At 64.5% G+C, this 13330-nt stretch carries 12 protein-coding genes; 2 read left to right on the top strand and 10 right to left on the bottom strand.

Annotation, left to right across the window (positions count from 1 at the left end; all coding sequences use genetic code 11):
* Positions 1 to 17: 17 nt before the first annotated feature.
* The 3 genes from KVO92_RS11885 to KVO92_RS11875 form a co-directional block, all read right to left on the bottom strand.
* Positions 18 to 1181: an iron-containing alcohol dehydrogenase gene (locus tag KVO92_RS11885; protein ID WP_217475854.1), complete on the bottom strand. Its 1164-nt coding sequence runs from the start codon at positions 1179 to 1181 to the stop codon at positions 18 to 20.
* A gap of 194 nt (positions 1182 to 1375) precedes the next feature.
* Complete coding sequence (locus KVO92_RS11880) at positions 1376 to 3166, bottom strand: acyl-CoA dehydrogenase C-terminal domain-containing protein (protein WP_217475853.1); 1791 nt, start codon at positions 3164 to 3166, stop codon at positions 1376 to 1378.
* Positions 3167 to 3168: 2 nt separating this feature from the next.
* The gene (locus KVO92_RS11875; RefSeq protein WP_217475852.1) at positions 3169 to 4407 is read right to left on the bottom strand and encodes a 3-hydroxyacyl-CoA dehydrogenase; all 1239 of its coding nucleotides are present in this window, start codon (positions 4405 to 4407) and stop codon (positions 3169 to 3171) included.
* Positions 4408 to 4509: 102 nt separating this feature from the next.
* On the opposite strand from KVO92_RS11875, the gene KVO92_RS11870 reads away from it, so the two are divergent.
* On the top strand, positions 4510 to 5421 hold the full coding sequence (locus KVO92_RS11870) for a LysR family transcriptional regulator (protein ID WP_217475851.1): 912 nt from the start codon (positions 4510 to 4512) through the stop codon (positions 5419 to 5421).
* A 321-nt stretch (positions 5422 to 5742) separates the two neighbouring features.
* Here the strand turns inward: KVO92_RS11870 and KVO92_RS11865 are convergent, their stop codons facing one another.
* The 6 genes from KVO92_RS11865 to KVO92_RS11840 form a co-directional block, all read right to left on the bottom strand.
* Positions 5743 to 6630: an alpha/beta fold hydrolase gene (locus KVO92_RS11865; protein ID WP_217475850.1), complete on the bottom strand. Its 888-nt coding sequence runs from the start codon at positions 6628 to 6630 to the stop codon at positions 5743 to 5745.
* An 889-nt stretch (positions 6631 to 7519) separates the two neighbouring features.
* Positions 7520 to 8734 (bottom strand): aldose 1-epimerase family protein, encoded by a 1215-nt coding sequence (locus tag KVO92_RS11860; RefSeq protein ID WP_217475849.1) that lies wholly within the window; start codon positions 8732 to 8734, stop codon positions 7520 to 7522.
* A 162-nt stretch (positions 8735 to 8896) separates the two neighbouring features.
* The gene (locus KVO92_RS11855; RefSeq protein WP_217475848.1) at positions 8897 to 9460 is read right to left on the bottom strand and encodes a histidine phosphatase family protein; all 564 of its coding nucleotides are present in this window, start codon (positions 9458 to 9460) and stop codon (positions 8897 to 8899) included.
* Between the two features lie 129 nt (positions 9461 to 9589).
* Positions 9590 to 10012 (bottom strand): HPF/RaiA family ribosome-associated protein, encoded by a 423-nt coding sequence (locus tag KVO92_RS11850; protein WP_217475847.1) that lies wholly within the window; start codon positions 10010 to 10012, stop codon positions 9590 to 9592.
* 328 nt (positions 10013 to 10340) lie between these two features.
* The gene (locus KVO92_RS11845; RefSeq protein WP_217475846.1) at positions 10341 to 10922 is read right to left on the bottom strand and encodes an Sbal_3080 family lipoprotein; all 582 of its coding nucleotides are present in this window, start codon (positions 10920 to 10922) and stop codon (positions 10341 to 10343) included.
* A gap of 50 nt (positions 10923 to 10972) precedes the next feature.
* Positions 10973 to 11170, bottom strand: coding sequence for a hypothetical protein (locus tag KVO92_RS11840; RefSeq protein ID WP_217475845.1), 198 nt, complete (start codon positions 11168 to 11170; stop codon positions 10973 to 10975).
* Positions 11171 to 11406: 236 nt separating this feature from the next.
* Between KVO92_RS11840 and KVO92_RS11835 the strand changes: the two genes are divergently transcribed.
* Positions 11407 to 11580 (top strand): hypothetical protein, encoded by a 174-nt coding sequence (locus KVO92_RS11835; RefSeq protein ID WP_217475844.1) that lies wholly within the window; start codon positions 11407 to 11409, stop codon positions 11578 to 11580.
* An 18-nt stretch (positions 11581 to 11598) separates the two neighbouring features.
* Here KVO92_RS11835 and KVO92_RS11830 read toward each other — a convergent pair whose 3' ends face one another.
* Positions 11599 to 13233, bottom strand: a complete 1635-nt coding sequence (locus KVO92_RS11830) for a methyl-accepting chemotaxis protein (RefSeq protein ID WP_217475843.1) — start codon at positions 13231 to 13233, stop codon at positions 11599 to 11601.
* Positions 13234 to 13330: the final 97 nt, after the last annotated feature.

Raw genomic sequence — 13330 nt, 5'->3', positions numbered from 1 at the left:
GCGGTGCACCAACGGAGTCAGTACGCGGCGCGGTAGATGGCCAAGGCATCGGCCTCGGTCACTTCGCGCGGATTGTTGACCAGCAGGCGCTGCTGCAGCATCGCCTCCTTGGCCAGTTGCGGCAGCATGTCCTCCGGTACTCCCGCGTCGCGCAGGCGGGTCGGCAGGCCGACACGCGCACTCATCTGCTCGAATTCCTCGATCAGCTGCTCGGCATAGGTCGACGGATCATCGCTGCGCAGCCGATCGCCCAGGACGATGGGCGCCAGCTCGCCGTAGTGCGTGGTCGCCGCGCTGACGTTGAAACGCAGCACCTGCGGCAGCACCAGCGCGTTCGACAGCCCATGCGGAATGTGGAAGTTGCCGCCCAGCGGATACGCCAGCGCGTGCACGGCGGCCACCGGGGCGTTGGCGAAGGCCTGCCCGGCCAGGCAGGCGCCGAGCAGCATGGCCTGTCGCGCCTCGCGGTTGCTGCCGTTGTGCACCGCCTCATCGAGGTTGGCGGCCAGCAGGCGTAGCGCTTCGCGGGCCAGCAGGTCGGACATCGGGTTCTTCTTCAGCGCGCTGGTGTAGGCCTCGATGGCATGCACCATGGCGTCGATACCGGTAGCGGCGGTCACCGCTGGCGGCAGGCCAAGGGTGAGGTCGGCGTCGAGCAGCGCCAGGTCCGGCAACAACAGCGGCGAGACCACGCCCATCTTGGTGGTTTCGCCGGTGGTGATGATGGCGATCTGCGTGACTTCCGAGCCGGTGCCGGCCGTGGTCGGAACCTGGATCAGCGGCAGGCGCCTGCCCTTGGCGTTACCCACGCCGTAGATGTCCTGCAGCGATTGCGCGCAATCAGGATGGGCCAGCAGCGCGACCAGCTTGGCGACGTCCATCGAACTGCCACCACCGAAGCCGATGATCAGATCGGCCTTGCTTGCTTTCGCCTGCTCAACCGCGGCCAGCACGATGGCTTCCGGCGGATCGGCGACGACCTGATCGTAAACGGCGACCTGCAACCCTTCCGTCTCGAAGCCCGGCAATACCTCGTTGAGCAGGCCGAAGCGGGTGATCCCCGGATCGGTCACGACCAGCACGGAACGCGCCTCGCGCTCCTTGCAGAGGCTGGCCAGCCGGCGCGACGAGCCGGGCTCGCAGATCAATTGAGCGGTTGTGGCAAAGCTGAACGGATGCATCGGTGCCTCCTGTTTGTTTTGATTCGGCTTGAGAGAGCAGCAAATCAAAAGCCCCCTCACCCCAGCCCTCTCCCGGAGGGAGAGGGGGTATTTCCGTGCAACACCCGAGCGCCGACGATCGATTCCACACGGACCGACTCCCTCTCCCCGCCGGGGAGAGGGTTGGGGTGAGGGGATGGACGCCCCGGCCTCACTCAAAACACAAAATCCGCCTCCGGCAACGCCATCAAACATTCGGCGCCACCCTGAATCGCTTCCCGATGTGCACTGGCTCGGGGCAATACACGGCGCAGGTAGAACTGCGCGCTGGCGAGCTTGGCCTGATAGAACGCCTTTTCGCTGGCGCCCCCCTCCAGCGCATCCTGCGCGCGGGCGGCCGCCTGCAACCAGAGCCCGGCCAACAACACATAGGCCGAGTACTGCAGGAAATCCACCGACACCGCACCAATCTCCTGCGGATCCCGGCCGGTCGCGGCGATGATGTCGGCCGTCAGCTCGCGCCATTCGCCGAGCCGCGCCTGCACCTTGCTCGCCATGTCGTGCAGCGCCGGTCGATCGATCTGCCGATCACAGACCTCACTGAACTCCGCCTGCAGCGCCGACAGCTCCGCGCCGCCGTCCACCAGCAGCTTGCGGCGGATATAATCGAGCGCCTGAATGCCATTGGTGCCTTCGTACAGCTGGGTGATGCGGCTGTCGCGCATCAGCTGCTCCATGCCCCACTCACGGATATAACCGTGGCCGCCGTAGACCTGCACGCCGAGGCTCGCGACCTCCTGGCCCATGTCAGTGAAGAAGGCTTTGACGATGGGGATCAGCAGCGCCGCGCGCTTGCTCGCCGCCTTGCGATAGCTGGGTTCGGGATGGCCGTGCTCAAGGTCCAGTTGCCGGGCGCAATAGGCCGCCAGCATGCGGCTGCCCTCGACCAGGGTTTTCTGCGTCAGCAGCATGCGCCGCACGTCCGGGTGGACGATGATCGGGTCGGCCGGTTTGTCCGGGTGCTGCACGCCGGCCAGACCGCGCGACTGCAGGCGTTCACGGGCGTAGGCCAACGAGCCCTGATAGGCCTGCTCGGCAATGCCGAGCCCCTGTAGACCGACCTGGAAACGCGCGTCGTTCATCATGGTGAACATGCACGCCAGGCCCTGGTTGGGCTCGCCGACGATCCAGCCGGTGGCGCCGTCGAAATTCATCACGCAGGTGGCCGCGCCCTTGATGCCCATCTTGTGCTCGATAGCGCCACAGGACAGCGCATTGCGCTCGCCCGGCGTGCCATCGGCGTTGGCGATGAACTTGGGCACCAGCAGCAGGCTGATGCCCTTCACGCCCGCCGGCGCATCCGGCAGCCGCGCCAGCACCAGATGCACGATGTTCTCGCTCATGTCGTGCTCGCCACCGGAGATGAAGATCTTGCTGCCGCTGACCCGGTAGCTGCCGTCGGCCTGCGGCTCGGCGCGGGTGCGCAGCAGCGCGAGATCGGTCCCGGCCTGCGGCTCGGTCAGGCACATGGTGCCGCTCCAGCTGCCGCTGACCAGCTTCTCCAGATAGGCCTTCTTCAGCTCGTCGCTGCCGTGCTTGTACAGCGCCAGCACCGCGCCTTCGGTCAGGCCCGAATAGATGCGGAAGGACAGCGAGGCGCCCATCAGCATTTCGTGGAAGTTGCAGGCGACCAGCTGCGGGAAGCCCTGGCCGCCGTATTCGGTCGGCCCGGTCATGCTGGCCCAGCCGTTGTCGACGTACTGCCGGTAGGCCTCGACGAAGCCCTGGGGCGTACGCACCTCGCCGTTCTCCAGAGTCACGCCTTCTTCATCGCTGTTGCGATTGAGCGGCGCGATCTCGCCGCCGGTGTAGCGCGCGGCTTCTTCCAGCACGCCATCGATCAGCTCGCGGTCCAGGCCGTTGCCGAGCAGTTCGCAATGAGCGGAGGCGTCGAACAGCTCGTGCAGTACGAAGCGCATGTCACGCAGGGGAGCCTTGTATTCCATGCTCAAGCCTCCTTCTTGTAGTCGGCAAAGCCGCCGCCAAGGGTGGCCAGGCTGTCGATCAGTCCGGCCGGCTGCCAGTGCTCGCCGTGGCGCTCGGCCAGTGCGTTGAGGCGATCGCGGATAGCGGGCAGCCCCTGCCGATCGGCCCAGGTCATCGGGCCACCGACTTCGGCCGGGAAGCCATAGCCATTGAGGTATACGGTGTCGATGTCGGTGCTCGACTCGGCCATGCCTTCCTGCAGAATCTTCGCGCCTTCGTTGACCAGCGCCAGCAGGCAGCGCTCGAGGATTTCTTCCGTGCCGATGTCACGACGCTGGAAGCCCAGGCGCTCGGACTCGCGTTGCACCAGCGCGTCCACTTCCGGGTCGTGTTCGGCCTGGCGGCTGCCCTCGGCGTAGCGGTAGTAGCCCATACGCGATTTCTGGCCGAAGCGGCCCAGCTCGCAGAGGCGGTTGTCGATCTGCACCTCGGGCTCGTCTTGACCTTTGCCGGCCAGCTCGCGGGCGCGCCATTCCAGATCGATGCCGACCACGTCGTACATGCGGAACGGCCCCATGGCGAAACCGAAGCCCTGCAGGGCGGCGTCCACCTGATGCGGATAGGCGCCTTCGAGCAGCATCATCCGTGCCTCACGCACATAAGTGGCGAGCATACGGTTGCCAATGAAGCCCTGGCAGTTGCCGGCGATCACGCTGACCTTGCCCATGCGCTTGCCCAGCTCGGTGGAGGCGTCGAGCACGGCTTTGGAGGTGTTCGCGCCGCGGACGATTTCCAGCAGCTTCATGATGTGTGCCGGGCTGAAGAAGTGCAGCCCCACTACCTGTTCCGGGCGCTTGGTGACAGCGGCAATGGCGTCGATATCCAGCGCCGAGGTGTTGCTGGCCAGGATGCCGGTCGGCTTCACGATGCCGTCCAGCTCGCGGAAGATGGTCTGCTTCAGCTCAAGGTTTTCGTAGACCGCCTCGATCACCAGATCCACATCCGCCAGCGCCTGATAGTCGGCCGCCTTGTTGATGCAGGCGCGACGCGCCTGAGCCTGGGCGTCGTCGATGCGGCCCTGACGGACGTTATGGGCGTAGGTGTCGGCGACCACGCCCAACGCTTGCTCGAGCATCTCGGGATTGTTGTCCAGCCACAGCACCTGCACACCGGCATTGGCCAGGCTCATGACGATACCGCGGCCCATGGTGCCCGCGCCGATCACGGCAGCGGTCTGGATATCGAAGCGGGTTTGGCTCATTGCAGCTGTCCTCGTCGCAAGGCGGAAAAAACTGGAGACCAACCATAGACGAAGACGCTACTATTTTTGAAATTTAGTCTTGTGATGTTTCAGATTCACCGAATGAATATCTACAACTTCGACCTCAACCTGCTCCGCGTACTGGACGCCCTGCTGCGTGAACGCAACGTCTCGCGCGCCGCCGAGCGGCTTTCGCTCAGCCAACCGGCGGTGAGCAATGCGCTGAGCCGCCTGCGCGAACTGCTCGATGATCCTCTGCTGGTACGGGTCGGGCGCGCCATGCAGCCGACGCCACGCGCGCTGAGCCTGGAAGTGCCGATTCGCGATGCGCTGCAGCAGATCGAACACACGCTGAACGCCGGCGATTACTTCGACCCCGCCACCAGCCGCCAGCGCTTCGTCATTGCCGTGACCGATTACGTCGAGCTGATCTGCATGCCGGCATTGATGGCACATCTGGCGCGCGTGGCGCCGGGGATTCAGCTGGCGATCGAGCACCTGACCCCGAGCCTGCCGGCAGCGGCCCTGGATGATGGCAAGCTGGACCTGGTGCTGGGGCGTTTCGTCGAGGTGCCGACGCGTTTTCATACGCGCCGCTGGGCCAGCGAGACGCTGCAGGTCGCGGTGCGCAACGGACACCCACTGGTTGGCGGCACCCTGGATCTCGATGGCTTCCTGCGGTTGCGGCACCTCTGGGTCCATGGCGGCCAGACGCGTGGCATGGTCGATCAGTGGCTGGAGGAGCAAGGGCTCAGCCGCGACGTCGTCTACACCACGCCGAACTACCTGCAAGCCGCTCATATCGTCGCGCGCAGTGACCTGGCCGCTGTGCTGCCGACGCAGCTGGCGCGTTATTTCGCCCAACTGCTGCCGCTGCAGCTCTTCGACTTGCCGTTCGATCTCGGCGCCTTTCAGCTCGACATCGTCAGCGTGGCCCAACGAGAGCGGGACGCGGCGCTGCAGTGGCTGATCGAGCAGATCGCGGCGATCACGGATAGCGGCATGGTCCGCTGACACGGTACCTGGGCCTCTTCGCGACTTTCCGGCAGGCAACAAAAAACCCGCCGAAGCGGGTTTTTCCTGACCATTCCGAATCCTTCCGGCTGCCGTCCTGGCGATGGTCGATCCTCCTTGATCCTGAGCGCGTCCTGCGCTTCAGAGATGGGCATAGAATAGGCATCTGCGGGCCTTGGCTAAATAGCCGATCGCTGCGATCCGTGTAAGCCTTTCGCTATACCCGCAACCATTTGGCCGTTGCGCTGTCCCCGCGCGATGCCTGAAACGGCCGCCGGACGGCCGATCGGTCCTTGGATGGGACCAATCGGCGGGCTGCGATTATCCTTGCAGGAAGGCCAGCAGGTCCTGGTTCAAACGGTCCTTGTGGGTATCCGCCAGGCCATGCGGCGCGCCCGGGTACACGACGAGCTCGGCGTTCCGGACGATGGCGGCCGACGCCCGCGCCGCGGTGTCGATCGGCACGATCTGATCGTCGTCACCGTGAATGACCAGCGTCGGGACATCGAACTTTTGCAGGTCCTCGCGGAAATCAGTCGCCGAGAACGCCGCAATCGAATCGTAGGTATTCTTGTGGCCGGCTTGCATGCCCTGCACCCAGAACGACTGGATCAGGCCCTGCGACGGCGTCGCACCGGGTCGGTTGTAGCCGAAGAACGGTCCCGAGGCGATATCCAGGTACAGCTGCGAGCGGTTGGCCAACGAAGCCTGACGCAGCCCGTCGAACACCTCCAGCGGAACGCCGTCGGGGTTGCTCTCGGTCTTGAGCATCAGCGGCGGGACCGCCGCGACCAGCACAGCCTTCTTCACGCGGCCCGTACCATGGCGACCAATGTAGCGCGCTACCTCGCCGCCACCGGTGGAGAAGCCAACCAGGGTGGCCTCCTTGAGATCCAGCGCGTCGAGCACCGCGGCCAGGTCGTCGGCGTAGTGGTCCATGTCGTTGCCGTCCCAGGGCTGGCTGGAGCGGCCATGGCCGCGGCGGTCATGCGCAACGACCCGATAGCCCTGCGAGGCGAGGAACATCATCTGCGATTCCCAACTGTCCGAATTCAGCGGCCAGCCATGGCTGAAGGTGACCACCTGACCGTCACGCGGTCCCCAGTCCTTGTAGTAGAGGCTGACGCCATCGCGGGTGGTGATGTAGCTGCCGGCCGGTGCGTTGGCTGCTGCTTGGCTGGATGTCGATGCGTAGGTCGCTGTGCTCATGATCTGTTCCTCGTAATCGATGGCTGGGGCGGTAAGCGCTGTGCTTGCCGGTGAAGCCATATTGCCGAGGAGAGATTACGTTTCGGCTGCACAACGTCCGTAAAATGCGGCAGATCGTCTAAATAGGACACGTCTGCCCTGCGCTGCTGGCCATTCGAGCGATGGCCCGCTTTTTTTGGGCTTTGGGTCTGAGCCGTTTCGCCCCTTTTGAGGGGGTTGGCTGAAGCTTTGGTCTCGCCCTGCTGGGCCAGGCACCTATCAACAGCGCGGATTTGCCGGCCCGAAAGCAAGCAAAAACGCTTCGCCCTTACCTACCCCGGCTGCGCCCGGGTTCGTTTAGTCTTCACCGTTTCAGGAACCGGCTTTCCAACGCCATTTGGCCCTTCGAGTCTCTCGCCGCCTCCATGCGGCTCGCTCCTTTACGCAACGATTCCGCTCCCGTTTCCGATAGCGGTGCTGCGTCGCCGGTTGGCCCATACGAATAAACAAATGAGCAGACGAACAAAAGAGCCAGAAAAGCAAAAACCCGCCGAAGCGGGTTTTTTCTGACCGTACCGAATCCTTTCGAGTGCCGTCCTGGCGATGGTCGATCATCCTGATCCTGAGCGCGTCCTGCGCTTCAGAGTGGGTGTAGATTAAGTATCGCGGCCGTCCGTTTGAAGCGGCATTCAGCGCGACTTGTTGTAAGCCATTGGCTATAGCGCACTGCATCCTTTCACGTCAGGCACCCTGCAGGCCTGCCCGCCCCGCCGGGGCACGGCCTGCAACCCTCGCTGTAGAGCGCTTTCAGCCATTCGGCGCTTCGCCCATGGGGGGCTTCGCGGCAACGCACGATGGCGCGCGACGGATAGCAGCCTCGGCGCGGCTAAAGCCTTTTCTTTCGTGTGTATTAGTCCTTCTTGCTCAGATCGACCAGCGGCTGCTGCCGGACCTCGGTCGCACGGCCGGCCTGAATCGCCTCGATGCGTTTGCGCGCCGCCTCGACAGCCGCACGATTGGTCAGCAGCTCGTAGCGCACGTGGAAATGCGTCTGCTCACCCGCTTCGATCGTCGGCACCAGCCCGAGCGGGCGCTGGTAGGAGCGGTTGTAGGAGTAGCTGGTACCCGGCTCCAGCCCGGTGACGTAGCCCTGCTTTTCGGTATCGGTATTCTTCCACAGCGAAAACACCGGCAGCTCACGCGTATTGAAGCCGACGGTGACACCTCGTGCGGCGTCGCGGTTGTGCAGCATCGTCAGCGTTTCGCCTTGGGCATCGGCATAGGGCACGACGTTGTAGACGGTTTCGTCGTAATCCGGGGTCGGGCCACGATAAGTCTGCCAATCACCGAGCTCCTTGCCGGCCTTGGCGTTGAACGGCGAGACCTGCTTGACCGGCGCGACGAAGCGGGCACCCTGCTCCAGCAACGGCGTGCCGAAGTTGGTGTGATACAGCGCCTGGTATTCCTTGGCGTAGTCGCCCTGGTTGGTCAGGGTGTCGTGCAGGGAGAATCCGCGGCGACCGGGCTCGGTACTCAGTTCGGTCATGATCGCGAAGTCGACCTTCTTGAAGGCCTTTTCCTTCAGCTCGCCGCGCAGACGGATGGCGTAAGGCGGCTTTTCGTCGATCTGCAGCACCACGCGAGACGCGGGGATATTCGCCGCGCGACCGTGCAGGGTGAGCAGCTCGCCGTTGTCTTCGCCGGGATGGCCGACCCACTCGTAGCCGCAACGGGTGACCAGCTCATTGAAGCCTTCCAGCCAGCCCAGGCCACCACGGCCGTTGAGCTCGATAAAGCCAGGGTTGACCACCTCGTCCACCGGCGAATCCCAGCCCAGGCGCACGTCTCCGGCCACCGCCTCGAGCACGTTCATGCCCCGTGTCGGAACCACCGTGATCTGCATCGCGCCATTGTCGATCTCGATCAGGCTGACGCCTTCCTGACGTCCTCCGTGCAGCGTGCGCAGGCTGACGGTAAATGGCTGCTCGGCCTTGATCCCGAGGGCTTCGCTGGTGATGCGCCAGTTCTGCGCAGGCTTGTCGGGGTCGATCAGCACCTGCTCCCAGGCCATGGCCGGGTTGGCCACACACAAGGCCAGACCGCAAAGAAGCTGCAAACGGGTCATACGATTTCTTCCTTTGTTGTTATGCATGCACCACCACGTTAGCTGAAACGTTTCAGCTTGCAAGCCGAAGCGTTGCCACGGTGATCGGTAGAGACGTTAGGAAAAGCGCAGCAGATGACCTCGAAGGCCGGCATTCATGGCGCAGGCGTAGCGCTCGGCAGGTCAGGTGGGCTTGTGATAGCGGCTGGGCTGCCAGTAGCCGGACAGCAACGGCAGCGCCGGCCCACTCCAGCCGCGACGCAGCAGCTCGCGGGCGATCAAGGCGTTCATGATCTTGTGACCCATCAGCAGCACGCACTCATGGGTCTGCGCCAGTTCGATGAGTTTGTCCGCGGCTGCACGCGCCCGTCGTCTCGACTCGCTCACCGGCTCGGTGTGGCGAGCAAAACCGAAGAACCAGGCCGTGCGAAAGGTGATGCGCCAGAAGCGCGCGGGCATCAGCGGGAACGGCCAGTCCGGATAAGGCAGATGTGCCTCGGCGAACAGCGGATCCGGCTCGGCACGACAGTCGCAGCCGAGCCCGGTGCGCGACTCCACGCAGCGCATCAACGGGCTGCAAACCACCGCACCCGCCGCGCCGGCCAGCTGGCGCAGCGCCTCGGGACGTTCGGCGACCACGACATTGGCGGCGTTGTAGTGCTCGACCCAACGCTTCATGCCCGCCGGCGTACTCCATGACCGGGCGCGGTGATCAGGCCGCCCATGACGCACCAGGATGATCTGCATGAAGGGCACACCGAGAGGAAAGATGCTGGTTTGAAAAGCACCCGCCGCGGTGGGTTCCGGGCGTTGCGAAGGATCGATGAAAGCGCCGCGATCTGGGGAAGGCTCCGGCAGCACACCGGAGCCGGACCATCACCGGTCGAGGGCGTCCTGCTTATCCAGAAATTCCTCTTCGAGCATGGCGTCCTTCACCGCCTGTGGCTGTTCATCGCGCAGCGGGTCATTCAGCTCGCCACCGGACTTGACCTTGGTGTCCAGCTTGCCCATGAGATGCTCCAGCGCGTGGCGCATCTTCTCGGCAGCGCCGTCGACAGCCAGCTGCAGCGATTCGGCCTTGTGCGTTACCGATACGGCCTGATGCCCCTTCGGACGAGCCTCGATCTGGCAGCGCTTGTCATCGGCGCCGGCTTTCTGCGCGTTCTCGTCGCTGACATGGACCTCGATGCGGGTGAGGAAATCGTCGAAGCGCTCCAGCCGCTCTTCTACCGTCGAACCGACCCATTCGTGCAGTTCCACGCTGCCGGGGATGTGATGGCTGTTGACTTGAACATGCATACGACTACTCCTGATTGATGACGTACTTACCCAGTGTTCGAGGCGCCGGCACCGTCGAGGTTCAGCGGCTTCGCTTTGGGTAGATTGTCGTCATCACCGTTACCGTCCCGGCTGATCCAGGTCAGCAAAGCGGTGCGAGCCGCTCCAGGGCGGAGCGAGACGAGTCTTGCTAGGCTCTGTACGGCAAGTCGTCGAGCGAAGGTCAGGCAAGGCGAAAACGCTCGAAGAAGCCCAGTTTACGCAGTGTAAATGAGCATTCTGACCGGGCTGGCGTACCAGAGCGATTTCAACGCAGCATCACCGAGCGCAGGGACTTTTCGTACAAAGCCTAGTCGTCCATCAAGGCACGGTAGCGACGCTGGTATTCGTCGTAGGGAAGCTGTTCTTCCAGGAGCCGCTGGAGTTGCGCCTGACGATAGGCCTCCTTGTTCATCGGCGCGGTGGCGGCCGCTGCCGGCGGGGTGATGCCCAGACCCGCGGCACCGGTCGGGAACAGCTGCTGCGTCAGCTCCTTGATCTTGCTTTCGGCATCGATGAACTTGTCCGGCCGACCACTACCCCAACGGGCGTCATATTCGGCCCGGCCCACCTGGCGCCCGTTCTGGTAGACGCGGATGTCGGCGTAACTCATGTAAAGCAACAGATCCCAACGCCAGGTACCGGTATAGGTCGTGCTGAGCGGACAGCGTGCCGGGTCGCTGCCTGGCGCCAGCTGCCGCGTCCTGAAGCCCTTGTCACGCAGCGCTTGCTGGTAGGCGACGCCAAACCCGGCGCGCAGGCCGATCGCCGGAACCGTACAGATCTCTGGGGTCAACTCGGCCGACAGCGCAGCCGGCGTCACGGTCTGCTTGATGCTGCAGCCAGCGAGGGCCAGCAGGGCAAGGGGGAGAAACAGCGATGCGGCGCGCATGGGGACGTCCTGTCGATCAAGAGAGATGCCATTCTGCCATCACCCTTGACTCAACGCATGCCCTTGGCGCTGATGCTCGGGCGATCGCCCGGCTGCCGAGATGCCAACCCAACGTATCCCGGATCGTCGCTCAACTGGCGCGTCTGCGGCGGCTCATCAGCCCTCGCCAGTGAGGGCCACAACGCACTGAACGCGGCGACAGTGGCAAGCAGGACGGAACGATGGAGCAGCTGGCGGCGCGTCTGCATGGGCGAGTCTCCGGATCGATCGGCATTCGACGTTCTGAGTATGGTCGAGGCCGGCCAATCCGCGGGCCAGACGGCGCGGCAGAGCTTTTCCGATTGTTTCAGCGGAGCCCCGACCGCGTGTCGGATCGAGAAGGCGATAGTGGCAATATGCCTTTAGTTCGGTTCTACTGCGCGGCCTAACACGCTCGTTCGGACTATGCCGGCCAGCCCCACGACACCCAACCAATCGACCCAGCATGACCAGCCACTCCCCGCATCACCTGCCTCGCCCAGGCACGCCCTCGCCGACTCGTCGCCGACGCCAGCGGCTGATCAGCCTCGCCTACGGCCTGGGACTGCTGCTGGTGTTCCTGCTCAGCCTGTTGTTGCTGCCCAACGATACCGGCCTGGGCAAGCTGCTCTGGGGCTGAGGCGAGGCGCAGGACGCATCAGACCCGAAAACGGCCTACCAGCCCCGCCAGACGCTGCGACAGTGCCGACAGCTGCTGGCTGGCCTGCATGCCCTCGGCCGAATTCGACGCCGCCTCGTTGGACAGCTCGCGAATATCGGTGATGTTGCGCGCGATCTCCTCGGTCACACTGCTCTGCTCCTCGCACGCCGCGGCGATCTGTGCGGCCATGTCGCTGATGCGCTGCACCGACGCGGTGGTATCGGCCAGCACCTGATCGACACCCGCGGCACGCTCGACGCTGTCACGTGCCTTGCTACTGCCGGCGTGCATCGCCTGCACGGCCTTGGCCACGCCACTCTGCAAGCGCTCGATACGCAGCTGGATATCCCTGGTCGAATCCTGGGTGCGTGCCGCCAGCGCGCGGACCTCATCAGCGACGACCGCGAAGCCACGGCCCTGCTCGCCGGCCCGCGCCGCTTCGATGGCCGCGTTCAGGGCCAGCAGATTGGTCTGTTCGGCGATCCCGCGGATCACCTCGAGCACCGCCCCGATACTGGCGGTTTCCTCGGCCAGGGCCTCGATGGTTTCGGAGGTGGCTTCGACTTCCACCGCCAGCTGGCGGATCGACTCGATGGTGCTGCCGACCACCGCCGCGCCCTTGCGCGACTGACTCTCGGCATCGCGTGCCGCATCCGAGGCGCTCTGGGCATTCTGCGCGACCTCATGGACAGCGGCGCTCATTTCGGTGGCAGCGGTGCTGACCTGGTCGACGGCAGCGTGCTCGCTGCTGATCAGACGATCATTGGTTGCCGCCATACCGGCCATGCCCTGAGCCGCCACATCGACCTTGCCGGTCACCTGCCCGACCTCGGCAATCAGCGGCTGCAGTTTGTCGAGGAAGCGGTTGAACGCATTGCCCAACTGGCCCAGCTCATCGGCAGAGCGCACCTCGAGCCGCGTGCGCAGGTCACCGTCGCCTTCGGCGATCTCCTGGACGCGCTGGAGCAGACGGCGCAGCGGCTTGAGCACCACCAACGGCAGGCCGATCACCAGCGCCACGCAGCCGAGCAGGCCAATCACCAGCAAGGTGCTCTGTTGCGCCGCGGTTTTCCCACCGTCGGCCATCGCCTCCTCGCCCACCGCGTGGGCGGCGCGGTCTTCCAGCTCGCCCAGCTTGTCGATCGCATCGCGCATAGCATCGAAACGCGCCTCGCTGTCGCCGAAGCTCAGCGCACTGGCGGCCTGCGGATCGAGATCGAGCTGGTCGATCACCCGCTGCGACACCGCCGTCCACTGGGCGAAACCGCGGTTGAACTGCTCGACCAACGCCAGGGCCTCAGCGCCAGGCTGCATGGCCGCGTACCGCTGCACGCGGTCGTAGGCTTGCTTGAGATTTTCCGCGTGGCTGTCCTTGAGCGCCTGGGTGTAGTCGCCCGCATCGCTGTCGAGCAGGCTGCGCTCGGCGACGAAGGCCTGGTAGAGGTCGCGGTCGGCATTGAGCAGCAGGCTGATCGCCGGCAGGTGCCGTTTGGCCAGCACCTCGCTGGAATCGACGACATGATCGATGCCGCGCATGCCGAACAGGCCCATCAGCATCAGCAACAGGGCCAACGCGCCGATGGGCAGCGTGATTTTCCAGCGAAATCCGAGATCAGTGAGAAAACGAGACATGGCGTCGTTCCAAGTGGGACTGTCCTTGGTTATCGACCGCTCGTCTCATCACGAGAGACCGGTCGTCGAATGGCACAACGCCGCACCCAGCCGCTTG

Origin of the sequence: Stutzerimonas stutzeri (assembly GCF_019090095.1) — a bacterium.
In the GTDB taxonomy this organism is placed as follows: domain Bacteria; phylum Pseudomonadota; class Gammaproteobacteria; order Pseudomonadales; family Pseudomonadaceae; genus Stutzerimonas; species Stutzerimonas stutzeri_AN.
The sequence above is the reverse complement of the archived record's forward strand: the minus strand, read 5'-3'. Positions and strand labels throughout refer to the sequence as shown.

What these genes read in the sequence shown, in the direction of transcription:
- KVO92_RS11840 (WP_217475845.1), bottom strand. Translation starts at nt 11,170, where the DNA reads ATGCAGACGCGCCGCCAGCTGCTCCATCGTTCCGTCCTGCTTGCCACT.
- KVO92_RS11875 (WP_217475852.1), bottom strand. Translation starts at nt 4,407, where the DNA reads ATGAGCCAAACCCGCTTCGATATCCAGACCGCTGCCGTGATCGGCGCG.
- KVO92_RS11830 (WP_217475843.1), bottom strand. Translation starts at nt 13,233, where the DNA reads ATGTCTCGTTTTCTCACTGATCTCGGATTTCGCTGGAAAATCACGCTG.
- KVO92_RS11835 (WP_217475844.1), top strand. Translation starts at nt 11,407, where the DNA reads ATGACCAGCCACTCCCCGCATCACCTGCCTCGCCCAGGCACGCCCTCG.
- KVO92_RS11855 (WP_217475848.1), bottom strand. Translation starts at nt 9,460, where the DNA reads ATGCAGATCATCCTGGTGCGTCATGGGCGGCCTGATCACCGCGCCCGG.
- KVO92_RS11860 (WP_217475849.1), bottom strand. Translation starts at nt 8,734, where the DNA reads ATGACCCGTTTGCAGCTTCTTTGCGGTCTGGCCTTGTGTGTGGCCAAC.
- KVO92_RS11845 (WP_217475846.1), bottom strand. Translation starts at nt 10,922, where the DNA reads ATGCGCGCCGCATCGCTGTTTCTCCCCCTTGCCCTGCTGGCCCTCGCT.
- KVO92_RS11885 (WP_217475854.1), bottom strand. Translation starts at nt 1,181, where the DNA reads ATGCATCCGTTCAGCTTTGCCACAACCGCTCAATTGATCTGCGAGCCC.
- KVO92_RS11865 (WP_217475850.1), bottom strand. Translation starts at nt 6,630, where the DNA reads ATGAGCACAGCGACCTACGCATCGACATCCAGCCAAGCAGCAGCCAAC.
- KVO92_RS11870 (WP_217475851.1), top strand. Translation starts at nt 4,510, where the DNA reads ATGAATATCTACAACTTCGACCTCAACCTGCTCCGCGTACTGGACGCC.
- KVO92_RS11880 (WP_217475853.1), bottom strand. Translation starts at nt 3,166, where the DNA reads ATGGAATACAAGGCTCCCCTGCGTGACATGCGCTTCGTACTGCACGAG.
- KVO92_RS11850 (WP_217475847.1), bottom strand. Translation starts at nt 10,012, where the DNA reads ATGCATGTTCAAGTCAACAGCCATCACATCCCCGGCAGCGTGGAACTG.